Annotated in this window: 21 protein-coding genes; 17 read left to right on the top strand and 4 right to left on the bottom strand. The window is 42.1% G+C overall.

Going from position 1 to position 25,362, the window contains the following annotated elements; all coding sequences use genetic code 11:
* Positions 1–4: 4 nt before the first annotated feature.
* The 3 genes from DXA60_RS09365 to DXA60_RS09355 are packed head-to-tail and all read left to right on the top strand — an operon-like array spanning position 5 to position 3,285.
* Positions 5–1,138 (top strand): hypothetical protein, encoded by a 1,134-nt coding sequence (locus DXA60_RS09365; protein ID WP_117920998.1) that lies wholly within the window; start codon positions 5–7, stop codon positions 1,136–1,138.
* A complete protein-coding gene (locus DXA60_RS09360; RefSeq protein ID WP_117920997.1) occupies positions 1,128–2,207 on the top strand; it encodes a hypothetical protein in 1,080 nt (359 codons plus the stop codon). Before DXA60_RS09365 ends, DXA60_RS09360 begins: the two co-directional genes overlap by 11 nt.
* A gap of 43 nt (positions 2,208–2,250) precedes the next feature.
* Entirely contained in the window at positions 2,251–3,285 is a 1,035-nt protein-coding gene (locus DXA60_RS09355; protein WP_117920996.1) for an acyltransferase, read from the top strand.
* Positions 3,286–3,369: 84 nt separating this feature from the next.
* On the opposite strand, the gene DXA60_RS09350 is transcribed toward DXA60_RS09355, so the two are convergent.
* The 3 genes from DXA60_RS09350 to DXA60_RS09340 all read right to left on the bottom strand — a co-directional run bounded on the left by DXA60_RS09350 (position 3,370) and on the right by DXA60_RS09340 (position 6,520).
* Complete coding sequence (locus DXA60_RS09350) at positions 3,370–4,416, bottom strand: acyltransferase family protein (RefSeq protein ID WP_117921042.1); 1,047 nt, start codon at positions 4,414–4,416, stop codon at positions 3,370–3,372.
* A gap of 113 nt (positions 4,417–4,529) precedes the next feature.
* Positions 4,530–5,549, bottom strand: coding sequence for a hypothetical protein (locus tag DXA60_RS09345; RefSeq protein WP_117920995.1), 1,020 nt, complete (start codon positions 5,547–5,549; stop codon positions 4,530–4,532).
* A gap of 17 nt (positions 5,550–5,566) precedes the next feature.
* Positions 5,567–6,520, bottom strand: a complete 954-nt coding sequence (locus tag DXA60_RS09340; RefSeq protein WP_117920994.1) for a GT-D fold domain-containing protein — start codon at positions 6,518–6,520, stop codon at positions 5,567–5,569.
* Between the two features lie 177 nt (positions 6,521–6,697).
* On the opposite strand from DXA60_RS09340, the gene DXA60_RS09335 reads away from it, so the two are divergent.
* The 9 genes from DXA60_RS09335 (at position 6,698) to DXA60_RS09295 (ending at position 18,307) form a co-directional block, all read left to right on the top strand.
* Positions 6,698–8,308: a glucosyltransferase domain-containing protein gene (locus DXA60_RS09335; protein ID WP_117920993.1), complete on the top strand. Its 1,611-nt coding sequence runs from the start codon at positions 6,698–6,700 to the stop codon at positions 8,306–8,308.
* 11 nt (positions 8,309–8,319) lie between these two features.
* Positions 8,320–9,180, top strand: a complete 861-nt coding sequence (locus DXA60_RS09330; RefSeq protein WP_117920992.1) for a UbiA prenyltransferase family protein — start codon at positions 8,320–8,322, stop codon at positions 9,178–9,180.
* 61 nt (positions 9,181–9,241) lie between these two features.
* Positions 9,242–10,942: a hypothetical protein gene (locus DXA60_RS09325; protein ID WP_117920991.1), complete on the top strand. Its 1,701-nt coding sequence runs from the start codon at positions 9,242–9,244 to the stop codon at positions 10,940–10,942.
* 56 nt (positions 10,943–10,998) lie between these two features.
* Positions 10,999–11,901, top strand: a complete 903-nt coding sequence (locus tag DXA60_RS09320; RefSeq protein ID WP_117920990.1) for an alpha-1,2-fucosyltransferase — start codon at positions 10,999–11,001, stop codon at positions 11,899–11,901.
* Between the two features lie 13 nt (positions 11,902–11,914).
* Positions 11,915–13,660: an ABC transporter ATP-binding protein gene (locus DXA60_RS09315; RefSeq protein WP_117920989.1), complete on the top strand. Its 1,746-nt coding sequence runs from the start codon at positions 11,915–11,917 to the stop codon at positions 13,658–13,660.
* Positions 13,657–14,490, top strand: coding sequence for a Nodulation protein Z (NodZ) (locus DXA60_RS09310; protein ID WP_117920988.1), 834 nt, complete (start codon positions 13,657–13,659; stop codon positions 14,488–14,490). Before DXA60_RS09315 ends, DXA60_RS09310 begins: the two co-directional genes overlap by 4 nt.
* Before the next feature lie 64 nt (positions 14,491–14,554).
* A complete protein-coding gene (locus DXA60_RS09305; protein ID WP_117920987.1) occupies positions 14,555–15,283 on the top strand; it encodes a WecB/TagA/CpsF family glycosyltransferase in 729 nt (242 codons plus the stop codon).
* A gap of 117 nt (positions 15,284–15,400) precedes the next feature.
* Positions 15,401–17,275, top strand: a complete 1,875-nt coding sequence (asnB, locus tag DXA60_RS09300) for an asparagine synthase (glutamine-hydrolyzing) (protein ID WP_117920986.1) — start codon at positions 15,401–15,403, stop codon at positions 17,273–17,275.
* A gap of 3 nt (positions 17,276–17,278) precedes the next feature.
* Positions 17,279–18,307: an acyltransferase family protein gene (locus DXA60_RS09295; protein ID WP_117920985.1), complete on the top strand. Its 1,029-nt coding sequence runs from the start codon at positions 17,279–17,281 to the stop codon at positions 18,305–18,307.
* Positions 18,308–18,571: 264 nt separating this feature from the next.
* Here the strand turns inward: DXA60_RS09295 and DXA60_RS09290 are convergent, their stop codons facing one another.
* On the bottom strand, positions 18,572–19,450 hold the full coding sequence (locus DXA60_RS09290) for a helix-turn-helix transcriptional regulator (protein WP_117920984.1): 879 nt from the start codon (positions 19,448–19,450) through the stop codon (positions 18,572–18,574).
* A gap of 128 nt (positions 19,451–19,578) precedes the next feature.
* Here DXA60_RS09290 and gmd point away from each other — a divergent pair, with 128 nt between their 5' ends.
* The 5 genes from gmd to DXA60_RS09265 all read left to right on the top strand — a co-directional run bounded on the left by gmd (position 19,579) and on the right by DXA60_RS09265 (position 25,261).
* Positions 19,579–20,613 carry a GDP-mannose 4,6-dehydratase gene (gene gmd, locus DXA60_RS09285; protein ID WP_117920983.1) on the top strand — a complete coding sequence of 345 codons (1,035 nt, stop codon included), beginning with the start codon at positions 19,579–19,581 and terminating at the stop codon, positions 20,611–20,613.
* Between the two features lie 105 nt (positions 20,614–20,718).
* Positions 20,719–21,660 carry a GDP-L-fucose synthase gene (fcl, locus tag DXA60_RS09280; protein ID WP_117920982.1) on the top strand — a complete coding sequence of 314 codons (942 nt, stop codon included), beginning with the start codon at positions 20,719–20,721 and terminating at the stop codon, positions 21,658–21,660.
* A gap of 116 nt (positions 21,661–21,776) precedes the next feature.
* The gene (locus DXA60_RS09275) at positions 21,777–23,114 is read left to right on the top strand and encodes a sugar phosphate nucleotidyltransferase (RefSeq protein WP_117920981.1); all 1,338 of its coding nucleotides are present in this window, start codon (positions 21,777–21,779) and stop codon (positions 23,112–23,114) included.
* 373 nt (positions 23,115–23,487) lie between these two features.
* Positions 23,488–23,862, top strand: coding sequence for a BlaI/MecI/CopY family transcriptional regulator (locus DXA60_RS09270; RefSeq protein ID WP_117920980.1), 375 nt, complete (start codon positions 23,488–23,490; stop codon positions 23,860–23,862).
* Positions 23,849–25,261: a M56 family metallopeptidase gene (locus DXA60_RS09265; protein WP_117920979.1), complete on the top strand. Its 1,413-nt coding sequence runs from the start codon at positions 23,849–23,851 to the stop codon at positions 25,259–25,261. Before DXA60_RS09270 ends, DXA60_RS09265 begins: the two co-directional genes overlap by 14 nt.
* Positions 25,262–25,362 lie beyond the last annotated feature (101 nt).

Genomic DNA, 25,362 nt, shown 5'->3' with positions numbered 1-25,362 from the left:
GCAAATGAATACGGTAAGAACATTTTTAAAAAATGCTGACGTAAAAAAAATCGGAGTTGTCTCTTTTTATGCCTATTTTGCAATCAACGTACTGATGAAAGCATTTTCCTACGATCATGGTGACAATATCTATAAATATTTTTTTTATACAGCGATCTTGTTCTGGGGCATCAAAATGATATTTACGACATATACCATGCGGGAAGTATTCTGGATCGCAGGTATGATGGGAATCGGAGTGATGCTTTCCGTGATCACAAGACAGAACATGTGGCTGTTGTCGATCATGACGGTGGCAGCGATGAAGAACTGTCGTTTTTCTGTGATTGCACAGATCGCAGTGTGGATCCGTTGTGTGGCAGCAGTGATACTGGTGGGAGGTTCTTTGATTGGAATTTTTAATATCGGAGAACAGACTAAACTTGATTCGGGCTATGTGGAACAGCATGTTTACGGATTTGCAATGGGGGAACCGAATACAGCGTTTCTGACGATATTTTTGGCGTTACTTCTGGTATTGTATTATAATTATGAAAGATTAAATATACTGTGGTTTGCTGTGACTTCGCTGATCGCACTTGTTTTTTACAAGATGACATTTTGCAGGACGGGTGTGCTTGTATTCTTTTTCTGCTGGGGGCTGATCTTATTTGAAAAGATTGTAAAAAATAAAAAAATAAAGTCTGTACTGGTGTGCTCGGTGTCGGTCGGTGCAGCATTTTCCCTGCTTACAACACTTTTTTATGATGGAAATAATGCATTGCTTTATAAGATCAATCATCTCGTTTCGGGAAGAGTTTATATCATGAATACTTATTATAAAGATCAGGGATTGTCTCTGTTTCCACGTACGCAGGCAGTTTTTTATACGAGTTATCATGGACTGATCGACAACAGCTATATGAATGTGACATTTTACGCAGGTATTCTTGTGGCGGTACTGTTCTTTGTGATCATCTTTAAAACTATGATAAGACTGTACCGGATGGAGTGTTATAAAGAACTTGTAATGATAGGAACTTTAGCATTGTATGGCGTGTTAGAGCAGTTTGTGTTAAATGGATTTATGAATATATTTTTACTTCTGTGCGGAATGTTATTATATCCGGGCATAGTGGAGGAAAAACATGAAAAATAATATTTATGTGTTAAATCAAAGACAGGATGAGACATTTGATGCAGCAGGCAAAGCAATGCGGGATGTGTTTTCTGTGCTTGCAGATAAAAATGCAAAGATTATCTGGAGCGTACCAAAACACTGCAGTAAATATTTAAAGCTGTTAGATCTGCCATATCTGGTTTTGTTTTTACTGTTTCACGTGAACAAAAACGACAATGTATTTTATTCGATTCCGGAGAATCATTTAAAAATCCGTCTGTTAAAAAGCCTGCAGCGTGTAAAAAAATACCGGATCATCTGTTTTGTCAACGATCTGAATGCATTCCGCTATGACGGACAGACCGATGGAGATCCCGGTGAGGTAAGGGCGCTTGCAGCAGCGGATAAAATTCTTGCACCGAATGTCAATACTGTTTCCATGTTAAAGAAAAACGGTATTTCTTCGGACATGATACCGGTCGGAATCTGGGATTACCGGATGAATGAGACACAGATCGCTAAAATCCGTGAAATATCGCATGCACACAAAAAAGAAAATGAAGTAAAAATTGCATTTGCCGGCAATTTAAACAAATCAGAATTTTTATCTGTCATGGAGATACCTTCTGATGTCAGAATGGAATTATGGGGAAAACTTGATCCGGAGCGTGAAAAAACGCTGGCAGATGGGTGTTATTATCACGGAATATTGTCTTCCGATGAGATACCGTTCGCAGTTGCAGAGATGGATTATGGATTAGTCTGGGATGGCAGCGGAAAAGATGAGATCGAAGGCGGCCTGGGTGAATACCTTCGATACAACAATTCACACAAATGTGCACTTTACCTTGCGTCAGGTCTTCCTGTTATCGTATGGAGTCAGTCAGGAATGGCATATTTTGTAAAAGAGCATGCCTGCGGTATCGTTATTGACCGTCTCAGCGATCTGGATCAGGTACTCCGTGAAGCAGATTATGAAAAAGTGAAAGAGGCAGCACTTACCGTTGCCCCGAAACTGTGGGAGGGCTATTACTTAAGCAAAGCGATAGATACAGCTTCATCAAAGCACAGGATTGAAGCAACCGGGAAGGCGGATAAGGATATGTAAGTGTTTTGTTTATTCCATTATACACAAAGGAGAAAAGTTAGTTATGAAAAAGAAATATTACCTTGAAGCCATCCGCATTGCTGCGATCCTGATGGTCATGTACAATCATTCTGCAGCATTTATGTCATTTTCTGTTCAAAGTGGCGTCGAATATGCAATATCGTTTTTCCTTTCCATGATATGCAAAGGTGCGGTACCACTGTTTTTCATGGTATCCGGTGCACTTCTGCTCGGAAAAAATGAGAGTGGAAAAGACTTATTCCAAAAAAGGATTCTTCGCATGATTTTCGTAATCGTGCTGTTTTCATTTTTATATTATCTGAAACTGGTATTAAAAGGAGAGCGTCCGTTTACACCGTTTTCTTTCCTTTTATCCCTGCCATCAGATCTTGTTTATCTGCCATACTGGTTTTTATACAGTTATCTTGGCGTGCTCACTATTTTACCGATATTACGTCCGCTGGCACAGAATATGACAAAAAATACCTTCTGGTATCTGATCATTCTGCAGTTATTGCTTGATTGCCTGAAACCTACAGCGTGGGTATTGTGGGGATATGGACTCTGCGGATACTATAATTTCGGCGGACTGTTCCAGTATGTTATTTTTTATCCGCTGATCGGATATGGGTTAGATCAGTATTTCAGTGAGAAAAAATTTGTGACGCCGCAGAATATAGGAAGAAACCTGGCTGTGATCGCTGCGGCAGTTCTTACGCAGATGATGGTATATAAAGATTACCTTTCCGTTGGAAATTATCAGGAAGCATATCTTGGCACATGGCTGTCTGTCCCGGTCATTGTGATCTTCTTAAATGCAAAACTTCTCTTTCAGGAAGAACGTCTGTCTGAGCACACGAAAAAAGTTCTGGGATGTGTCGGAAGCTGTGTATTCGGATGTTATCTTTTAGGTGGATTTATCGGAACAGGGGGAAGACTGGATATCATTGCAAATACATTAACCCCTGTGATCGGAATGCTGCCGGCGTACATCATTGAGATCCTGATTGCTTTTCTGATCGAAGTGGCAGTTACGCTGGTTTTGAAGAAATTGCCGGTATTCCGGAAATTATTGTAGGAAATGTAATTAGCAGGATTTTGGAAAAAAGAGGTGTGCCGGGAAATTCCGGAACACCTCTTTTTGTCTTTTAAGTGAACATCATCAGGCAAGAAAATACGCCATTAACTTTTCTGCTACAGTTCTTACCACATTTGCACCCCACATTACCATGCGGTTGACCACATCCACGATCCATGGCTCTAAACGTCCGATCGTCGCTTTACGTACTTCATTGAGCAGACATGCAATTACCATGATCGCAAGCACATAACCAATCGCAGGGAATACTAAAAACCATGATCCTGCATAAGGTTTAAGATCGATCCATTTCAGCAGAAATGTCTGTACCGTTCCGTCTAACACATAAATGGCAAGTACATTTCCTGCAGCACGGTTGATAAAACGGCTGTGAAAATGAATCTCCCGAAACAGCAGCAATACCATGACAGAACCGAATATAATGAAGATCGAGCAGTCACGGCAGAAGGTCGTATAGAGTTTTCCACGAAGAAACGTCAGCGAACTGTCCGCAAGGAAAATAAAGCCAATGCTAAGAAGCAGCCCTGAAAGAAGGCGATGAACATTGTGGCTGCGGTTATGATAGAGTGAAAGGTAACGTCCGAGCAGATAGATCATAACCATGTGAACTAACCCTTTTCCACCGTCCTGCATGATCTCAAAAAATCCGAAAGTAGGGATCACAGAGAAAAGAAGCAGCAATATGGCAAGCAGCTTCCTAAAGTTTTCCTTTGATAGTTTTTCCGGGATCTGGTTTAAAAACGGTGTTAAAAAGCAGAGGAAAAAGTAGCAGCTGATAAACCAGTAATATCTTGAAATTACAGGAATACAGGATTTAATCAGTGATTTTATGCCAAAATTGCCGACGGCGATCGTACCAAATACCGTAAAAAAGATGATCATGAGATCAAGCCGGATCAGTTTTTTGAAATCAAAACGGATACCAAAATAACCGGAAATTAATATAAAACAGGTAACTCCCATGTTAAAAATGGAATTGACCAGTACATGGATCTCTGTGTTAAGCAGTGATACAGATGTATCAATACCTCCGAAAGTGTGCATCATCAGGATACCAAAGATGCATAATAAACGTAATAATTCAAAATTCGAAGAACGTTCTTTGGACATGATGTCTCCATTTCTGCCCGTGCTGCGGGGCATTAGAAATTTTTGCACAGATTATGTTTTGTATGGTGTTCTGTGCATTTTTTGCAGCAGAGTATTACAGATCTATACAAAGATCATGCTTTCTGGCTGCGTCTGATCTTTAGTTTCTGCTGCCACTTTGTATTGCCGTGTTTGATATCCGCAAGTCTGCCGCGGCATTTTAACATATAGGTCACAAACTTGGCATGTGCGGAATAAGACTGGTTTTCATAGATTCCTTCCATGAAGATTTTTGTGATATCAACAAAGTGAAGATTCAAAAACCAGGTTTTTTCGTGTCCGTCGATCGTATAACAATAAGGTCTGCCGTTTTCCCAGTGAAGATTTTTCACACTTAAGCGTTTGATATATTCATACTGGTGTTCTAAGTAGCCGGAAGATTCGCCGACAGAATTATCAAATACGCTGTGGTTCGCATCGTCTTGTAACAGGTTTAAATATTCGCCTTCCGGAAGAGATGAAACCCAAAGGTGCAGCAATGCCATCTCGCCGACACCACCGTACATGCCGAATTTGCGGTGGACATCCCATTTTTTCATCAGGATATCTTTATGATTTGCATACATATCGATACAGAAATCCGTAAATTCACGAAGACCTTCCGTGGTAAAATAGGAAAATCCTGCGCAGGTTTTCCATTTTAGACCGTTACCTTCTTCAAGCATTGCAAAATCCTGTAAAAGCGGAGTCTCGGCAGCTACCTTGCAGTGACGGAACGGTTCATATTCACTGACATTTAAATAAAGCAGAACATCACTGTCGATGATGACACATTCTTCAAAGGAGTTGCGCTCTAAATACTCTAATATAAGGAAGAAACGTTTGAAGATTCCTTCTGCCCACGCAGTCGGATAGGTAGAAAGATTTTCAAAAACAGAGTGGAACTTTGTCCATTTTTCAGTGATGAAATCATTCGCATTATGCCAGTCGTCACACCAGGCTTTGTTGTATTCATCGCCTAACAAAACAACTTTTTCATTATATTTTTTTGCCTGTGCAATACAGTATTTTAAATATTCCTGGTTCTTTTTTCCGGCAGCCTGTGCCTTTTCTCCGGTTTCATGGTGAACCATAACAGGAATAATCTTACTCATAATAATTGTCCCCCTTATTATTCTTTTTTCCAGTAAGTGCCGCCTTCTACGTCGCTGCTTCCGGTCGGTACTTCGCTTGCCATCGGATAATGCCAGTAATCGTTATACATGGCAACGATATCCGGTTCTTCCTCGTCCCAGCGTCTTCCTTTTAAACCAAACAATATCTGCAGGCATCCACCGAGATGAATTGCCTGTTTTCCCATTTTTTTGATATGGGCAGCTAATGGATAACCGTAAGCTCCACAGCCGAGCAGGGCGATGTCAAAATCGATTTTTTCGCATTCCCTGCACATATAATCGAGCGCGTCAAACCATGTGGCAAAACGCGCATCTGTAGCATTGCCTGCGGTCTGCACTGCTTTTAAAGTTTTTAATTCAAATTCAGGCAGAATGTCTGTACCAGGAAAGAGTTTATCAAAGTGTTTATACTGGTTTTGAATTGACTCTTCAAATGGATGAATGACAAGTACCTTTTTCCCGGCAAGGGCAGCAGACCATGGATTATTGCTGCGCCATGGTTCTAAGGAGATCAGCCGGCAGGTTGCAGATAAATCTTTACAGTATCTGCGGATATAATAATCCTCACAGGCATTCTGCCACAAACCTAGGATATCCGTCTGCCTGCAGGCATCTTTCATGATATCGTTAAAACGGGGAAGGAGTGCAGGATCATTTGGGAAAAAGCCGGCGCAGGTAAAAAGCTGTTCGCAGGCTTTTTCTTTTTTGGATTCCATGTGAAATTCATCCACACGCATGTTGAAAAGTTCGACAGCACCAAAACGTCCCATCATAAACGGTTTGCCGGAACCAATCAGATCTGCCGTATATTTATTTAATGTATCCGTATCATAGAACGGTTTGCCGACATAATGCCGGTAAAGAAAATCTGAGTCATCTGTTGCCTGCCGCAGTTTGTTGCGCAGACAGTATTTTAACTGATAATAAGAGGCTCCGAGGATCGTACCCATCTTAAGAACACTCCTTTCTGATTGCAGTACATAGATATAAACATCATAAACAATGCTTCCTGCGGTGTCAAGAAAAATGGAACAGGCAGAGGAATCTACTGTTTGACACTCACTATATATATTTGATACAATAAAGAGTAAATGAAGTTGAGAAAGTAACAGATAGAGGAAAACGTTATGAATACGATTAAATGGAAAATGCCGGATCAGTATCTGACCGAGTGGTACCGGAATCTTTCGGGAGCGGTAAAGACAGCTTTTTATGCTGCGTTTGTGGCGGGGCTTGCAGCACATTTGTATCAGTTCACCAATAAATTATATAACTATGATGAACTTGCAAATACACCCGGAGGTATCGGACTTAGCACAGAACAGGGAAGATGGCTGTTAAACTGGATGGGACGGTTTATGCATTCGGTATTTGGAGGTTCTTATTCACTGCCTCTTTTTAACGGGATCTTTGCACTTTTGTTCCTTGCATTATCAGCAGGAATGATCGTTTCCATCTTTCAGGTGAAAAACAGGCTGACCGCAGGACTTATCGGAGGACTTATGACGGTATTTCCGGCAGTTGTGTCCATGTATTTTTTTATGTTTCTGTCACTTTATTATGCGATCGGTATATTTTTCAGCGTGCTTGCTGCGTGGCTGACTGTGAAATATCCGAAAAATATCATTGCAGACATAGCAGCAGTTTTAATGGCTGCCTGTTCACTGGGTGTATATCAGGCATATTTTCCGGATACTGTATGTATCCTGCTTATGGTAGTGATCTTAAAGGCAGGATTTGGCGGCGTAAAAGAGAAAACACAATGGAAAGAATTTTTTCTTATGGTCGTCCGATTTTTAGTTGTGATGGCAGCAGGTATTGTAGTTTATTTTCTTATTAATAAGGCAGTACTTGCAGTAACGCATATACAGCTTACGAGTTATCAGGGTGGCGATACGATGGGAAAGATCACGTTTACGCAGCTCATTGATGCAGTGAAGCAGTGTTATACTTCGTTTTTTGATCTGGGATATTCGGATGTTATGGGGATTAACTATAACCGGACCATAAAGCGTCTGATCAAAGTGATGTGGCTGTTATTTGCAGCTGGTATCGGAGCATATCTGGTTTTAAAGAAAAAGGAATATTTAAATAAGGTAATTGCTCTGTGCGGCATATTGGTATTTCCGGCAGCAATGTTTTTGATCTATGTGATGGCACCGAATTCTTATTGTTATACACTGATGGCATATCCGGTTGTATTTTTCTTTATATTTTTCCTGCTCTGGATGGATGCATGTTTGTGGAACCTGAAACTGCAGGCACCGGTTAAGAGTATAGCAGGCTGGGTATCGGCACTGCTTACAGCAGCATTGGTAATCGTGTTTGTCTGGTATGCAAATGGAAATTATATGGCACTTGAATATACGAAATATCATGATTTTTCCTATGTACAGACATTGATCACAAAAATACGCAGTGTGGAGGATTATTCCCAGGATAAAGCTGTGATCGTGGTTGGAACACAGATCTCAGACAGCACAGGCAGTATGGGAAGCCTGATCGGTGATACGTTTATCGTTGGTGGAAAAGCAGATACCAATTTAGGGTATAATTCACTGCTGTATCTGATGTCTGACTACCTTGGATTTTCACCATATTATGGCACTTATGAGGAGATTCAGAGCTGGATGCAGAGAGAAGCGGTGAAAGAAATGCCGGCTTATCCTGCAGATGGCTCCATTCAGGTTATCGACGATACGATCATTGTAAAATTGTCTGATTATGAAATGAATTAAGGAACGATTGGATGAAAAAATATTTATATCTTATGAGAGTACATCATTATATCAAAAACATACTGATTTTTATGCCGCTGATCTTCAGCGGCAATCTCACAGACCGCCGGAAATTTATGGCAACATTACTTGGAATGATCGCATTTTCGCTGGTCACATCCGCTGTCTATATTATTAATGATATCAGGGATGCGGAAAAAGACCGGATGCATCCGACGAAGAAAAAACGTCCGATCGCTTCCGGCGCAGTCACACCGGTGCATGCTGTGATACTGATGGCAGTCATTCTGATCGCGGCAATGGTTTTACTGGCAGTATCAGATGCAACAGCAGGCAGTTATACACTTGTGCTGTTATATCTGTTTATTAATGTGGCATACAGTATGGGACTTAAGGATGTACCGCTTTTGGATGTGACCATCCTTGCTTCCGGATTTTTGCTCCGTGTACTCTTTGGTGCAGTGCTGACTGGAACGGAAGTATCTGAATGGCAGTATCTGACTGTACTTTCCGGCGCATTTTATTTCAGCCTTGGAAAGAGACGAAACGAACTGCAGAAGAAAAAAGACGGGGATACGAGGAAGGTACTTAAATATTATACGAGAGATTTCCTCGACAAGAACATGTATATGTGTCTTGCCCTGCTCAATACATTTTATGCTCTATGGTGTAAGGATATTACCAATGCAGGAATGAAATATGCAATGTGGACTGTACCGATCGTGATCTTAATCTGCATGAAATATAGTCTGACGGTTGAGGGCAATTCTGAGGGAGATCCGGTTGAGGTACTTTTACATGATAAGGTGCTGATGGCGCTCTGTGTTGTTTACGGTATTGTAATGTTAGCTATGCTTTATTCCAGAGTATAGTCTGCAGGCTGTTGAAAAAGTATGGTTAGTTAGTAGAAAAGAGCTTGGAAATGAGGTTTTTATGAAACGAACATATAAATTTGGCTGGATCATTTTGATCGCACTGATCCCGCTGTTGCCATTATCGGGCTGGAATTACAGCATTGATGTCAGCGATGTCGGTTTTAATCTGAATCAGTATCGTTTTTGTTTTACAGATATGGACAGTACTTATCTTCCTTTGTTTCTGACGAATATTTTAGGCGGCTGTCTGTTAAGATTATTTGAAGTGCTGCATATACCGGCATATATCGGTATGGAGGCTGCATGGGCAGCAGTCTGTTTTTATCTTTGCTTCTTGTCTTACCGGCTCTATGTAAGATATCGCAGGGATACATTGATACTTCCGGCACTTGCGTTTGCTATGGTGTTTGCAAAATGTAATTTTCATTTCTTTATTTATAATACGGCAGTTGCATTTATGGCACTGACGGGATTGTATTTTCTCATCCGGGCGGTCAATGATAAAAAGTCATGGATGCTCTTTTTTGCAGCAGCATTTTTTATGCTGGCTTCTTTCTGCAAGATATCTTCCCTATTGCAATTTGCTGTATTTGCAGTTCTTTTTTATGATCTTTACCGGAAAAAGGATGTGGCATATTTTGTACGTCAGGTGTTATGGTGCGTGGCAGGTGTTTTGTGCAGTCTTGCAGCAGGACTTGTGCTCATGTACAAAACATGTGGGATCAGCACTTATTTTCAGATGGTTGCAGACATGTTTCTCTATGCGGGAAACTCAAATGACGGACATACGATCGGCAATATGGTGGTGATCAATTTCAAGGGAACTGTGCGTGGAATGTTGTTACTTGCCGTGATCTATGTTATTTATCTGGCAGCAGCAAAAATAAAAAGGCTTGCGCCGGTTATTGGATATGGTATGATCGCTGTGGCAGTGCTTTTGCTGGCAGGAGCAGTTTTAGGTGCAGATCAGATTGCAGGATTATCGATCCTGTACCGTGTGCTTGGAGATTATCTGAATGCAGTTGCAGTGATAAAAGCCATGATGTATGTATGTGCAGTTCTGATCTTAAGAGACAAAGAAACTTCGGAAGAATTTAAAATACTTACACTAGCATCCTGTGCGCTTGCAGTCCTGATGCCGATCGGTTCAAATGTGGGAATCACACATCTGTGTAATGAAGCGTTTTATATTCTGCCATATATTTTGATCTGTGCTGGAGAGAAAATCAGAAAGTCAGAGAACAATAGAAAAATTGTTGTGATTATATTCACAATATGGTGCGTGATATTAACTGCGTCACAGAGTCTATATATGACAAAGGCATACGTAAGAGATAAAGAACAAAAGCAGCAGTTTACACTTGATGAACTGCGTGGCATCAGGTATGATACAGCTATTGTCCTGCCAATGGAAGAAGTGGTGAACTTTATAAAATCATATGGCGGGGAAAGCGATAAAATGGTTGCCTGTGGTGCAATTCCGATATTACATTATCTGACAGGAAGAGCACCATATATTACAGGCTGCGGCGGCTGGATCGAGACAGATTATGTCACGGCAGAAGAGATAAAACAGCAGCTTGATGCATCGGCAGAGTCAGACAGCGGCGGAAAAACAATGCCGCTTGTGGTTTTTAATAAAACAGCGCTTGACAAACCGTCGGAAAAGACGGACGTGGTTTTGTCATTTGTAAAGAAATATTCTTACCAGCAGGTATTTGAAAATGAAGAATATAAAGTGTATGCAAAGAAAAATTGAAGTATATGGGCAGTTGAACCACCGGATATTACAGAAAAGTATGAGGTAACAGAGAAATGATAGCAGTAAAAATTGGAGACGGCATGGGTAACCAGCTGTTTAATTATGCCTGCGGCTATGCCCAGGCAAGGCGGGAGAACGATTCACTGCTTCTTGATATTTCGGAATGTGATAATTCCACTCTGCGGGATTTTGAGCTTGACAAGTTTCATCTGAAATATGATAAAAAGGAATCATTTCCAAATCATAATTTAGGTCAGAAGATTTACAAGAACATAAGACGTGCGTTAAAATATCATGTGATCAAAGAACGCGAGGTGTATCATAACCGTGGCCACCGTTATGATGTGAATGATATTGATCCGGGAGTATATAAGAAAAAATTTATACGTGATAAATATCTGTATGGTTATTGGCAGCATCTTGCTTATTTTGAAGAATATTTAGACGAGATCACTGCGATGATGACGCCGGCTTATGAGCAGAGTGAGACAGTGAAAAAGTTACAGGAAGCGTTCAAAAAGACGCCGACCTGCGCCGTGCACGTCAGAGGCGGGGATATCATGGGACCTGCCGGTATTTATTTTAAACATGCCATAGAGCGGATGGAACAGGAAAAACCGGGTGTGCGGTATATCGTGTTTACCAATGATATGGAGCGTGCAAGGGAAGCACTTGCTTCCATATTAGAAAGTCAGAAACAGGAAGCAGGCGGGGATCAGCTGAAAAATGAAGTGTGTCAGATGGAAAACAGGCTGGAGTTTGTCACGCAGCTTGGAAAATTTTCTGACGTGGACGAATTTTTCCTGATGGCAGCATGCCAGAACCAGATATTGTCAAACAGTACATTTTCGACATGGGCAGCTTATCTGAATCAGAATCCGGATAAGACGGTCATTATGCCGGATGATCTTTTAAGTGAGCGGATGTGTCAGAAAAACTGGATAATTTTAAAATAAGAAAGGCAAAAGAATGAAAGATTTGGTAAAAAGTGTATTAAAAGTTTTTGACGGAAAACAGAAGCGGAAACTTGTCGGAATGATGTTTCTGATACTGATCAATTCCGGCGTCAGCCTGCTTGGTGTTTCTGTGTTATCCCCGTTTATCACAGCGGTAATGAATCCGGAACAGTTATTAAAAAATGATATCATACGTTCTGTTTATGATGGATTTCATATGCAGAATACAAATCAGCTGATCACATTTTTATGTGTGCTGATCATTATTGTGTATATTGCCAAAAATGCATTTATTATTTTCATCAATAATATGCTGTATTGTTTTTCCTATTATGGAAAGCGCGAGATGCAGGATCGTATGATGAAATATTATATCAGCAGGGATTATACATTTTTTCTGAATCATAACAGTGCAGAGCTGATGCGTGATATCAATACAGATCCGGAAATGTTTTATGCGGCGGTATTAAATATGCTTCAGCTTATGTCAGAGCTCTGTGTCAGCCTGATCTTAGTCGGATATCTACTGGTAAAAGATGCCCTGCTTACTTTAGGTGTTGCATTTGCAATGGTTATTATGGTGTTTATCTTTATGAAAAAACTGCGCCGTACCTTAGCGCGTTTCGGTGATGATAGAAGAAAATACAATGCCAATATCTTACAGTGCATGCAGCAGGCGTTTGGTGGCATCAAAGAGATCAAGATTGCAAACCGTGAGGCATATTTTGAAGGGGAATTTGTAAAGCAGAACGGTCTTTATACGTATGTGATCAAACAGAACTCTTTCTTAAGTTCCATTCCAAAGCCGATCATGGAAGCACTCTGCATCACAGGACTGATGGCAGCGATCGTTGTCCGTATCAATGCAACTTCCACAAGCCCGGAGCAGTTTGTCGGAACACTTGCGGTGTTTGCAGCGGCAGCATTTGCCCTGCTTCCTTCGGCAAATAAAATGTCAGAATATTTAGGATCGATCATCCATAATGGTGTCGTGATCCACAAGATCGGCGAGGAGTACGCAGCGATCCGTGACATGGAGATCCAGACAGAAAAAGAAGAAAACTACAAAAAAGTAACCTTGGACAAAGAAATCAAAGTCGAAGACATGACCTTCCATTACCCGGACACGGAGGATGCTGTATTATCCCATGTAAATGTGACAATCCCAAAGAACAAGTCCGTTGCATTTATTGGACCATCCGGTGCAGGAAAGACCACGATGGTCGATCTGATCCTTGGAGTTTTAAAACCACAGGCAGGAAAGATCACGGTAGATGGCATGGATATCAAAGAATCTTATCGTGGATGGCATGACAAGATCGGTTATATTCCGCAGACAATCTATATGTTAGACGATACGATCCGCAACAATATTGCATTTGGAAGGACAGAAGGCATTGATGATGCAGATATCTGGGAAGCCTTAAAACAGGCGCAGCTGGATGAATTTGTGAAGTCACTGGATGAAGGACTTGATACAATGATCGGAGAAGCAGGTGTCCGCTTATCAGGTGGACAGCGTCAGCGTATCGGTATTGCGCGGGCACTTTACCGCAGACCGGAAGTGCTTGTCCTTGACGAGGCAACTTCCGCATTGGATACGGAAACAGAGGCTGCTGTCATGGAAGCAATCGACAGCCTGCAGGGAAAAATGACAATGCTTATCATTGCACACCGTCTGTCTACCATTAAAAACTGTGATATGGTATATCAGGTAGAGGGCGGAAGTGTGACAAGGAAAGAAAAGGAAAGCGTATGAGTAGTGAACCGATGATAATTATAGAACCGTGTGCAGGGCTTGGAAACAGGCTGCTTGGTTTAGGATCTGCCTATGCAGTGGCAAAGAAATTAGACCGTAAACTGGTCGTGATGTGGAAACGTGAAGTCGGATGCAATATCCGTTTTCAGGAATTATTTGATCTGCCGTTTGAAGTCGTTGAGATCAGTGAGAATGGTCTCAAAAAAGAGCCGGTAGCACAGATACTTGGAGACCGTGCCAAAAAGAAATGGAGAAATTCGGCAGACCGTTTTCTGGAGTGTGATGAGGTGGAAAAAATCAAAGAGCGGGAAGGATATGAGGGATTATTCCGCCTGATCGAACAGACTCCGGTTATTTATTTAAAGGCATTTGGACCGATCTGCGAAGTTACAGCAGAGAGTTATTCCTTTGTAAAACCAAGTAAAAATATTGAAGAAAAGGGTGCATATCTGTTCCGGGAACTGACCGGGCAATGTGTGGGGGTACATGTCAGAAGAACCGATCATACGGAGGCGATCGCAAACAGTCCGCTGGCACTCTTTGCCGAACGAATGAAAAAAGAACTGGAAACAGCAGCAGACACCAGCTTTTTTGTAGCAACCGATGATAAAGAAGTGCGCAGGGAGTTAAAAGAATTACTGCCGGACGCAAAACTGATTTTCCCACAGTCGGATGTGATCGACCGTGATTCGAAAGAGGGAATTGAGGAGGCATTTATTGAAATGCTTGCGTTGTCAAAGTGCAGAAAGATTTTAGGAAGTTATAATAGTACATTCAGTTTACTGCCATCGTATATTGGTAATATACCGCTTGAGACGGTGCACAAGTAAATGCGGGAATGTTTTTGACAAAGATGCTGTCATTTAGAAAAGACAGTGCAGGGACGGAGAAAATATGGAACTTACGACATGCAATATTTTAGGTCTTGATATCCTTGTGACGGATATGAAAAAGACCATAAATCTGATCGAGCAGAATATAGAGCAGTTGAGAGGGCAGTATATCTGTGTGGGAAACGTGCATACGACAGTGATGGCGCACGATGATCCGCAGTATCATACTGTACAGGCAGGTGCGGCATTTGTCCTGCCGGATGGCGGACCACTTTCCGGTTACAGCAGGAAACACGGATTCCCGAATGCAGAGCGTGTGACAGGACCGGATCTGATGCTTGCATTATTTGCACGCGATAACGGACTGAAACATTATTTTTACGGAAGCAGTGAAGAGACGCTTGCACTGTTAAAAGAAAAACTGACGGAAAAATATCCGCATCTGCAGATTGCGGGAATGGTATCGCCGCCATTTCGTGAATTATCCGAGGAGGAGGATCAAGAAATGGTGGATAAGATCAATGCGTCCGGAGCAGATATTATCTGGGTGGGATTAGGTGCTCCGAAACAGGAAAAGTGGATGTATGCACACAAAGACCGTGTCAATGGCGTGATGATCGGTGTTGGAGCCGGATTTGATTATCATGCAGGAAATATTAAGCGTGCACCGGGCTGGATGCAGAAATTAAGTTTAGAATGGCTGTATCGTCTCATGCAGGATCCGAAGAGACTGTTTAAACGCTATCTGGTAACCAATACACGTTATCTGTGGCTGATTCATCGGAAATAATTGTGAAATATAAATTTGAGATATAAAAGTATGGAATTGTTACAATTTTTGTAACTATACAAGAATGGAGATCAGTGTGAAAAATGGAATTTTTCGCACACGGGAATGGAGAGTAGTATGTGTGGAATTTACGGTGTAGTCAATAAAAAGATAGACCGGGAACTGGCAATGAAATGTTTAAATACGATGATCCATCGTGGACCAGATGGCTATGGATTGTGGCAGGAGGACGGTGTGACATTAGGACACCGCAGACTGTCGATCCTAGATCTTTCAAATGCCGGGAGTCAGCCGATGTCCTATGCCAATGAACGTTACTGGATGACATTTAACGGTGAGATCTATAACTTTATCGAGATCAGGGACGAATTGCAGAAAAAAGGATATACATTCCGCAGTGCCAGTGATTCCGAGGTGATCATGGCTTCATTCTGCGAGTGGGGTGAAGCATGCGTGGACCGTTTCAATGGCATGTGGACATTTGCTATCTGGGATAAACAGACAAAACAGCTTTTCATTTCCAGAGACCGTTTCGGGGTAAAACCGTTATTTTATGCTGAACTGCCGGATGGCGGTTTTGCATTTGCATCGGAGATGAAAGTTATTCTGCCGTTACTTCCGAAAGTGGAGGCAAATAAGCCGATGTTTGACCGTTATTTTGCGGACAACCATTATGAATCACAGCCGGAGTGTCTGATCCGTGGAATCAAACGTTTCCCGGCGGGGCACAATGCATGGGTAAAAGATGGGAAAATCATCCTGAAGCGTTACTGGAATACCTTAGACCATCTGATCTGTGTACCGGATTCCTATGAGGAGCAGGTAGAGCAGTTTCGTGAGCTGTTTTTAGATGCCTGCAAGATCCGTATGAGAAGTGACGTGACACTTGGTACCGGACTTTCCGGTGGTCTTGACTCCTCTGCTGTCATCTGTGCGATGTCTTATATTTCAAAGAATATGACAGATGAGCGCACCAACAATGACTGGCAGCACGCCTACGTGGCATGTTTTCCGGGAACAGCACAGGATGAGACAAAATATGCAAAACAGGTTACGGATTTTCTTGGAATCAGCCACACCTTTATGAATATCGATTCCGCAGTGTCTGAGCGTGAGTTTTTGCGACAGCTATACTGTTTCGAGGAACTCTGGGGTAATCCGCAGGTGCCGATGATGGAACTTTACAAGAAAGAGAGAGAACTTGGAACCACAGTTTCCCTTGATGGGCATGCAGCGGACGAACTGTTTGCGGGATATGGGTTTGACGTATTAAAAGCGTACCCGGATGCAAAGACAAAAGAAGAGATCGACATGATCACGACTGCATATCTAAATCAGGATGCGGAAGATGGAGTGAGTCAGCAGTCTGCTGCATTTAAAAAGCAGAGAAATAAACTCTATCGCGAGTATATGCTGAAATATCATGCCAAAAAACTGCTCGGCAGGGAGACTGTAAAGAGTGCATATTCGGATCATCCCAACTGGAACCAACTGGATAATCTCAATAAAACATTATTTGTTTCCACACATGAGACGATCCTGCCGACACTTTTACGTAACTATGACAGGGACAGTATGGCAGCCGGAGTTGAGATCCGTATGCCGTTTCTGGATTACCGGATCGTGGAATTTGCATTTTCCATTGGCTGGCGTTCAAAACTTCATGGCGGTTTTTCAAAATCGATCGTCCGTGATGCAGGTGCGTCTTTTATGCCAAAAGAGATTGCTTACCGCCGTACCAAGCTGGGATTTAATGCGCCGATCCTTGACTGGATGCGTGGACCATACCGGGAGTTTTTTGAAGATACTGTGGCATCGGCAGACTTTGCAAACTGCAGCCTGATCGATGATCCCGCAAAAGTGCGCAGTGACCTTTCCGATTTTCTTGCAGGTAAAAATGCTACGTTTCATCAGGCGGCAGATATCTGGAACAGGATTCAGCCGTATCTGTGGGAGCGTGCACTGATCAAACAGGATTGGATACAGGAGTAAACAATGAAACGATATCAATATCTGGATGTGGCAAGGGGATTTGGACTTTTACTTGTCATCATTTCACATAGCTGCGGACTGAGCCGCTTTCTGATCAATTATTATATTCCGCTGTTTTTTGTGGTGTCGGGATATATTTATAAAGAAGGCAGAAGTTATAAAGAAAATATTTCTCACAAGGCAAAGCGCCTTTTGATACCATATTTTGGTTACAGTGCAGTACTTTTAGTAATCTATGCGTTAATGGGAAGGACATTTGCAGAGACAAAAGAGTCTGTATTTGGGATACTTTATTCCAGATACTGCCTATATGATACAACCGTTGTAACAGATAACGTTTACCTGTTTACGGTGGCAAATGGTGCGATGTGGTATCTGACAGCTTTTTTTGCAGCAAGTCTTGTGTATCATCTGGTGATCGACCGTTGCCTTGCGGATAAGAAGTTCCTGATCGGTACGCTGATCGTTTTAACTGCGATCACCATGGCACTTGCTGATATTCCGATACTTCTTCCGTGGAGCATTGATCTTGCCTGTGTTGGAACCATCTTCATGATCGCAGGAACCCTGCTCGGCAGAGCGCAGTTTTTCGAAAAGAAATGGAACATTCCACTGATCGTGGCAGTGCTTGCTATCTACATCCTGACAAGCTGCCTTGATCCTGGTATTAACATGTCCATCCGCGAATACGGCATCTACGGAGCGCTCAGTGTACCATTCTTTATCATTGTAGGACTTACGGGCTCACTGCTCTGCATCTGGTTTGGAAAACTGATTGAAAACACTGCCCCAGGCAGATTCATCGCCTACGTCGGAAAAAATACGATCTTCCTGCTCGCCTTCCACATATTTGCCTTAGAAGTTGTTGAGCGTATCGCATCAAAATTCATCACAATCCCTGCACCGGGCGGCGCAGCAGTACCATTCGTACTGTATCACGCACTGCGCATCACAGTTGCAGTCTTAGGATGTCTTGCAGCTTCGGAATTATTGAACCGCATAAAAAAAAGCCTGCAGCAGAAGAATGTATAGAGTTTGTTCGCATTAAACCGCCTGCGCCGAAAGATCAGGTAGAGATAGGTCGCGTTGAAACGCCTGTTGAAACATGACAATATAGCCAGGTGGGTGGGAGAGTTTTAAAAGAAGGTGCTGGGGAGCCGCCGGTCCTTAGCGACCGTATTCTGGTCGCTTAGTACCGCTGCGAGCGACACGCAGCGCAAGCGTGCCTTCTTATAAAACCCTCCCGCCCACCTGGCTTTTGTAATCCTACCCAGGCGTTTCCACGCGTCCGAGCCATCACCACCTCTTCCGGTATTCGGATGCCGTACACCCCTCCATCTTCCGGAACACCTTATTAAAATAACTCGCATCATCAATGCCGCAAAGGTGCGCAATCTCTTCAATGGAAGAATTGCTGTACCGGAGCAGTTCCTTGGCATTATTGATCTTTTTTGCCAGGACATACTGGATGATCGTCGTTCCAAATTCTTTTTTAAATTCCCGTGAAAGATAATATTTACTGATAAAAAACTGTTCTGCGAGCTGGTCTAAGGAGATATTTTCCGTATAATGATCGTCCAGATAGTGCAGAATTGTTTTGAGTTTATCTGAGAGCAGCTCATTTTTTTCATTGGACTCGGTACAGATGAGCGTTAAAATATTAATGATCTGCTGGGCAGTCAAAAGATCGGTGTCATCGGTTGGTTCTTCGTTGTAACGGATGATATTCTCTATCGAGGTGATCAGTTCTGTGAAATGAGCAGAGCGGAAATGCCAGTTATGGTGCTCCCTGAAATAGGTATAATATGCTTTGACCTGGGGACCGTTGAAATGAATCCAGAGCAGTTCCCAGGGGTCTTCATCCGTACTTATGTGGGTGTATTCTCCAGAACAGTCGAGAAAAAAACAGTCCCCTGTGTGGGCAGTCCTAGAGATCATACCACCCTCGGATAATGGTTCCCGATAGGTGACTTCGCCACTGCCGGAGAGCACGACAAAAAACAGGTAGGAATTAAGCTCACTGCGTCGGCTTAAGTGTGATTTCAGACTTTTTAAATAGCCGGCTTCCTGTATATAAAAGAAGTTCTGGCGGGTAAATGCAGAGGGAGTATTGATGACGCTTCGCGTATTTGTAACTTCGGAGGTTTTGTATTTTTCAAAAAATAATTTTTTCATAGCAATATAATACTATTTTAGACCAATATATTCAATTGTAAAATGCAAAAAATTAGATTAATCTATACAACGGCTTAAAAAATTGATATTAGCAAAATAATTATAGAATTCATAAAAGGAGAGATGAAATGAGTAAAAAAGCATTGATCACAGGTGTAACAGGACAGGATGGAAGCTACCTTGCAGAGCTTCTTTTGGAAAAAGGATATGAAGTACATGGTATGGTACGCCGTTCTTCCGTAGAAAAGAGAGAGCGTATTGACCATTTAGAGGGCAATCCGAACTTTACCGTTCATTATGGAGATCTTTCCGATTCTTTAAGTCTGGTACGTCTGATCGGAAGCATTAAACCGGATGAGATTTATAACCTTGCTGCACAGAGCCATGTTGGTGTCAGCTTTGATGTGCCGGAATATACAGCAGATGTTGTCGCAACCGGAGTACTCCGCGTACTTGAGGCAGTACGAATCTGTGGATTAGAGAAGACCTGCCGTATCTATCAGGCTTCCACATCTGAGTTATACGGAAAAGTAGAAGAGGTTCCACAGCGCGAGACAACACCATTCCACCCATACAGCCCATATGCAGTTGCAAAACAGTACGGTTTCTGGATCGTAAAAGAGTACCGTGAGGCATACAATATGTTCTGCTGCAACGGTATCTTATTTAACCATGAGTCAGAGCGCCGCGGTGAGACTTTCGTAACAAGAAAGATTTCCCTTGCAGCAGCAAGAATCGCTCAGGGCAAACAGGATGTTCTTTACCTTGGAAACTTATCATCCCTGCGTGACTGGGGTTATGCAAAAGATTATGTTGAGTGTATGTGGCTGATCTTACAGAATGAGAAACCGGAAGATTTTGTTATTGCAACCGGCGAGCAACACTCTGTACGTGAATTCTGTGAGCATGCATTCCGTGAAGCAGGTATTGAATTAGAGTTTAAGGGTGAAGGAATGGATGAAGTCGGAATCGACAAAGCAACCGGAAAAACAGTTATCAAAGTATCACCGGAGTTCTATCGTCCGACCGATGTTGTAAATCTCTGGGGAGATCCGACAAAAGCAAAAACAGAGCTTGGCTGGAATCCGACAAAGACTACTTTTGAGGAACTTGTAAAGATCATGGTAGCTCATGACATGGAGCTTGTAAAAAACGAGAAATAATATATTTGGAGAAAAGTGTGAAAAATAAAATTTTTCACACACAAGTCTGTGCTTGCGCTCAAACTTGTTATGCCTTGAGAAACAGGCAGGAATGGAGAAAAGATCATGGAAAAAGATGCAAAAATATATGTTGCCGGACACAGAGGAATGGTAGGTTCCGCAATTGTCCGTCAGCTTGAAAAAGAAGGATATACAAATATTATCACAAGAACACATAAAGAGTTAGATCTCTGCCGTCAGGATGCTGTTGAGGCATTCTTTGCAGAGGAAAAACCGGATTATGTATTCCTTGCAGCCGCAAAAGTAGGCGGTATAATGGCAAACAGCGAAGCACTTGCTGATTTTATGTATGACAATATGGTTCTTGAGATGAATGTGATCCATGAGGCATGGAAAAATGGATGCAAAAAACTGATGTTTTTAGGTTCTTCCTGCATTTATCCGCGTATGGCACCACAGCCGATGAAAGAGAGCTGCCTTCTGACAAGTGAACTGGAGAAAACAAATGAGGCATATGCACTTGCTAAGATCAGTGGCCTGAAATACTGTGAATTTTTAAACCGTCAGTACGGAACCGATTATATTTCCGTAATGCCGACAAACCTTTACGGACCAAACGATAACTATCATCCACAGCACAGCCATGTGCTGCCGGCATTGATCCGCCGTTTCCATGAGGCAAAAGAGGCAGGATTAAAAGAAGTAACCTGCTGGGGAACCGGTACACCGCTTCGTGAGTTTCTTTATGTAGATGATCTTGCAGATGCCTGTGTATATCTGATGAACCATTACAGTGGAAATGAGACTGTAAACCTTGGTACCGGCAAAGAGCTGACCATCAAAGAACTGACAGAACTGGTAGCGAAAGTAGTCGGATTTGAGGGTGAGATCAAATGGGATACTACAAAACCGGATGGAACACCGAGAAAACTTCTTGATGTAAGCAAATTAGAAGGACTCGGATGGAAGTATAAAACAGAGTTAGAGGAAGGAATCCGTCTGACTTATGACGATTTCCTGCACAATCCAATGCGTGCAGAACGCTAAGAGAGCAATGTGAAAAATAAGATTTTTCACATGCAAGATTTGCGCTTACGCACAAACTTGAGATGCAAATAAAAACGTTGTTTTTATTGAAAGACAGCGCAAGAATGGAGAATAACATGTATATTGTTTTATTATCAGGCGGTTCCGGAAAACGTCTCTGGCCGTTATCAAACGATCTGTGTTCCAAGCAGTATATTAAGTTAATGAACCCGGATGAAGCAGAACATTCGGCTAGTACGGAAAAATGTTCCATGTTACAGCGGGTGTTCGGGCAGCTTAAGGCGGCATCACTTTCTGAGAATACGATCGTGTGTGCCAGTGATTCCCAGGTGGAACTCATTGAAAGCCAGTTGGACGGACAGGCAGAAGTTGCTGTTGAGCCGATGCGCCGGAACACATTCCCGGCTGTCATGTTGTCCTGTGCATATCTGCTATCAAACAAGGGGGCAAAACCGGATGATGTGGTCGCATTTCTTCCGGTAGATCCGTACACCACGGTAGAGTTTTTTTATAAGATCAAATCTTTAGGTGAGTATATCGAAAAACAGGATGGTGTGATCGGACTGCTTGGCGGAGTACCGACATATCCATCTACCAAATATGGATATATCGTTCCTGAAAAAAATGAGTCTGAGCCGTTTGCGGTAAAAGGATTCCGCGAAAAACCGGATGAAGCAACTGCACAGGAACTTGTGGACATGGGTGCACTCTGGAATTGTGGTGTGTTCTGTTTCAAATTAAATATGGCTGCACAGTGGCTGGAAAAATACGGTGTTACGACAAACTATGATGAGATGGTTACCGATTACGAAAAACTGCCGAAACAGAGTTTTGACTATGAAGTGTTAGAACACTGGAAAAACATTGTTGCGGTTCAATACGATGGGATCTGGAAAGATCTTGGAACATGGAATACCCTGACTGAGGAGATGAACGAGCAGAGTATTGGAGATGTGACCTGGGACAAGACCTGTGAAAACAGCCATGCCATCAATGTGCTCGGTGTTCCGATGGTAGTCATGGGTGCGAAAAATATGGTGATCGTTGCCTCACATGATGGTATTTTAGTGGCAGATAAACATCAGAGCTCCTATATCAAAGACTGCCTTGAAAATATCCCGGATGAATCCAGATTTGAGGAACGCCGCTGGGGTACGATCAAGACGATCGATAACAACGACGAGGATGGAATACACAGTGTAACAAAACGTATTAAGATCCTGGCAGGAAAGACGATGCCATATCATACACATGCGAGACATACAGAGACGATCACCGTTATTTCCGGTATGGGAAAACTTATTCTCGAGGGAACAGAGGTAGATCTGCTTGCAGGTTCTACGGTAAGCATTGCATCCGGAAAGAAACATTCCATCAAGGCTCTCGGTTCGGATCTGCGTCTGATCGAAGTAAGTCTCGGTGTTACCTGTGATGATGAGCAGGTTCTAGGCTAAAAGTAGTTACTGTTCACAGGCAGGCATTTTCTGAACTGAAAATGCCGTATGATACAGTGGGGGCAGCAGATTTTGCCGATTTGGAATGCGAAGCATCGGCAAAATCCGTTACTGGAACGAGGTACGAGTGAACAGTAACTAAAAGTATGAAGATTATCTGAATAAAAAAGATAAATGTAGCATTTTGGCTAAAAATGTTTTATAATTAAAAATGTATATACGTCTTTCTTTGAAAAACAGGGGATTTATAAACAGAATCTCTGGTATCAGGAAAAACATAAAAAAATAAAAAAAATATTGAAAACGGCATAAAAAGATGATATGTTGTTTACGGACGTAGTAATCACTGCGCGAGAAGAAAGGAGATTGGTTCATGGATACGAACGATATTTCAGCATGCGAAAGACTTGTCATGAAAGTTATCTGGGATTCCACTGAGGATCTGGCATTACAGGATATCATGAACAGAGTAAATCAGGAGAACGGAAAAAGCTGGAAGCCACAGACGGTTTCTACTTTTCTGGCAAGACTGGTTAAGAAATCATTTTTAACAGTTTACCGCAAGGGAAGATATTCATTCTATCAGCCTGCAGTAAGCAAAGAAGATTTCTGGAAAGCAACCGTACAGGAGAACGCAAGATACTTTGATAAGGGAGATATGGCTGCATTTGCATGCCACCTTTGCGAAGATGCACTTACTAAGGAAGAGATTCAGGTACTCAAGAAAAAATTAGATGAACTTAATTAGTCAGATATTTTTGATTATCCTGATCGCCTGTTTTACAGGTACGGTCAGTCTGGGGTTCTGGAAGTTATTTCAGCCATTATTACTGAAACTGGACCCCAGATTGATATATGTGACATTACGGTTTGTATGCATGATGTATATAGTTCCGTTTGGATATCTGATCGTCAGACTGACATGGCGGGGATATCTGCGGGCAGATAGCATATGGAAACCTAATTTTGAGATGGCAGGAGACATGGATCTCGTGTTTGGAATAGCCGGGATCATCTGGCTGATATTCCTGATCAAAAATGTCGCAGATGGCGTGATTGAATTTATCCGCTGGAAAAGACTCTGCAGATATAGGATACCTGTGGCAGATGAGCAGGTTTTAGCAGAGTTTTCGAAAGTAAAAAATATGCTCCATATCCATCGGAAGATAGGACTTTACTATAGTAATTCCATTCAGAGTCCAATGGTGACAGGAGTATTCCAATACAATATCTTATTACCGAAGGATCACTACAGTAAAGAAGAACTGACGGTGATCTTTTGTCATGAATTGGTACATTGTAAGCATAATGACCCTTTCTTTAAAATTTGCAGCATTTATATCGGTGCGATGCAGCATATGACCTCCGGGGCAAAACATATTCTGTCATGGATCAATGAGTGGAGTGAGTGTGCCTGTGATGTATCGGCAGTCTGTGCATTGCGTGATGTGACAACGCCCAAACGTTATTTTGAAGTGATCGTAGATCTGATGGAACGTATGCCGGAGGATTCAAAGCCGGATTATATTTTTTCTACCCTATATGAGAGCCAACAGAGTTTGGAAAGGAGAATAGAGTATATGAAAAAATATGTGAAAGCCAGAAGAGGGGCAAAAATATCAGCATTTGCATTATCATTTTTGTTTGTGGTAACATCAATAACTACGACTTATGCAGCAAGTTACGGAGTAGCGGGTGTGCATGACGAATTGTATCAGGAGGCAGAAGGAACACAGGGTGAGTTATCTGAGACACCGGAATTAAAAGAGGTATTTGTTCCGGCATCTGAGAATAACGACTATTCCCGTATCAAATATGCAAAACCGGATCTCAGTCCGGTAGCACCTATACTCAGTTCCGGTGAAATGGCGACTTTTAACTGGACGGTAGAACCAGGAACGCGTTACTGCTCTGGTAAATTTAAGGTAACGAGTGGACAGAAGATAGTGCTTTCTGCTTCCATAATACCGAGTACACAGACCTGCTGGATTGGTATCATGGATCCCCACAATAATGTGCGTTATGTGGAAGGAAAAGGTGGATTGGGTCATACGTTTTCTATTTCTGAAACCGGAAAATACCGTGTGTTTGTGCAGAACCGTGGAACAAAGAATGTAACATCAAGTGGAAGTTATTATTTCCAGTAGAAGATTCATAATATAAAAAGAAAGAGGTGAAACACCTCTTATCTTTTACAACAATATCACTACAACTGAAATCGACGTTTGATAACAATTTACATCGAAAA

The sequence above is a fragment of the Roseburia sp. OF03-24 genome (assembly GCF_003463035.1).
Taxonomy (GTDB): Bacteria; Bacillota; Clostridia; order Lachnospirales; family Lachnospiraceae; genus Roseburia; species Roseburia rectibacter.
The sequence above is the reverse complement of the archived record's forward strand: the minus strand, read 5'-3'. Positions and strand labels throughout refer to the sequence as shown.

Excerpts from the sequence above, each read along its gene's own strand:
- DXA60_RS09365 (WP_117920998.1), top strand. The coding sequence starts at position 5 with ATGAATACGGTAAGAACATTTTTAAAAAATGCTGACGTAAAAAAAATC.
- DXA60_RS09360 (WP_117920997.1), top strand. The coding sequence starts at position 1,128 with ATGAAAAATAATATTTATGTGTTAAATCAAAGACAGGATGAGACATTT.
- DXA60_RS09355 (WP_117920996.1), top strand. The coding sequence starts at position 2,251 with ATGAAAAAGAAATATTACCTTGAAGCCATCCGCATTGCTGCGATCCTG.
- DXA60_RS09350 (WP_117921042.1), bottom strand. The coding sequence starts at position 4,416 with ATGTCCAAAGAACGTTCTTCGAATTTTGAATTATTACGTTTATTATGC.
- DXA60_RS09345 (WP_117920995.1), bottom strand. The coding sequence starts at position 5,549 with ATGAGTAAGATTATTCCTGTTATGGTTCACCATGAAACCGGAGAAAAG.
- DXA60_RS09340 (WP_117920994.1), bottom strand. The coding sequence starts at position 6,520 with ATGGGTACGATCCTCGGAGCCTCTTATTATCAGTTAAAATACTGTCTG.
- DXA60_RS09335 (WP_117920993.1), top strand. The coding sequence starts at position 6,698 with ATGAATACGATTAAATGGAAAATGCCGGATCAGTATCTGACCGAGTGG.
- DXA60_RS09330 (WP_117920992.1), top strand. The coding sequence starts at position 8,320 with ATGAAAAAATATTTATATCTTATGAGAGTACATCATTATATCAAAAAC.
- DXA60_RS09325 (WP_117920991.1), top strand. The coding sequence starts at position 9,242 with ATGAAACGAACATATAAATTTGGCTGGATCATTTTGATCGCACTGATC.
- DXA60_RS09320 (WP_117920990.1), top strand. The coding sequence starts at position 10,999 with ATGATAGCAGTAAAAATTGGAGACGGCATGGGTAACCAGCTGTTTAAT.
- DXA60_RS09315 (WP_117920989.1), top strand. The coding sequence starts at position 11,915 with ATGAAAGATTTGGTAAAAAGTGTATTAAAAGTTTTTGACGGAAAACAG.
- DXA60_RS09310 (WP_117920988.1), top strand. The coding sequence starts at position 13,657 with ATGAGTAGTGAACCGATGATAATTATAGAACCGTGTGCAGGGCTTGGA.
- DXA60_RS09305 (WP_117920987.1), top strand. The coding sequence starts at position 14,555 with ATGGAACTTACGACATGCAATATTTTAGGTCTTGATATCCTTGTGACG.
- asnB (WP_117920986.1), top strand. The coding sequence starts at position 15,401 with ATGTGTGGAATTTACGGTGTAGTCAATAAAAAGATAGACCGGGAACTG.
- DXA60_RS09295 (WP_117920985.1), top strand. The coding sequence starts at position 17,279 with ATGAAACGATATCAATATCTGGATGTGGCAAGGGGATTTGGACTTTTA.
- DXA60_RS09290 (WP_117920984.1), bottom strand. The coding sequence starts at position 19,450 with ATGAAAAAATTATTTTTTGAAAAATACAAAACCTCCGAAGTTACAAAT.
- gmd (WP_117920983.1), top strand. The coding sequence starts at position 19,579 with ATGAGTAAAAAAGCATTGATCACAGGTGTAACAGGACAGGATGGAAGC.
- fcl (WP_117920982.1), top strand. The coding sequence starts at position 20,719 with ATGGAAAAAGATGCAAAAATATATGTTGCCGGACACAGAGGAATGGTA.
- DXA60_RS09275 (WP_117920981.1), top strand. The coding sequence starts at position 21,777 with ATGTATATTGTTTTATTATCAGGCGGTTCCGGAAAACGTCTCTGGCCG.
- DXA60_RS09270 (WP_117920980.1), top strand. The coding sequence starts at position 23,488 with ATGGATACGAACGATATTTCAGCATGCGAAAGACTTGTCATGAAAGTT.
- DXA60_RS09265 (WP_117920979.1), top strand. The coding sequence starts at position 23,849 with ATGAACTTAATTAGTCAGATATTTTTGATTATCCTGATCGCCTGTTTT.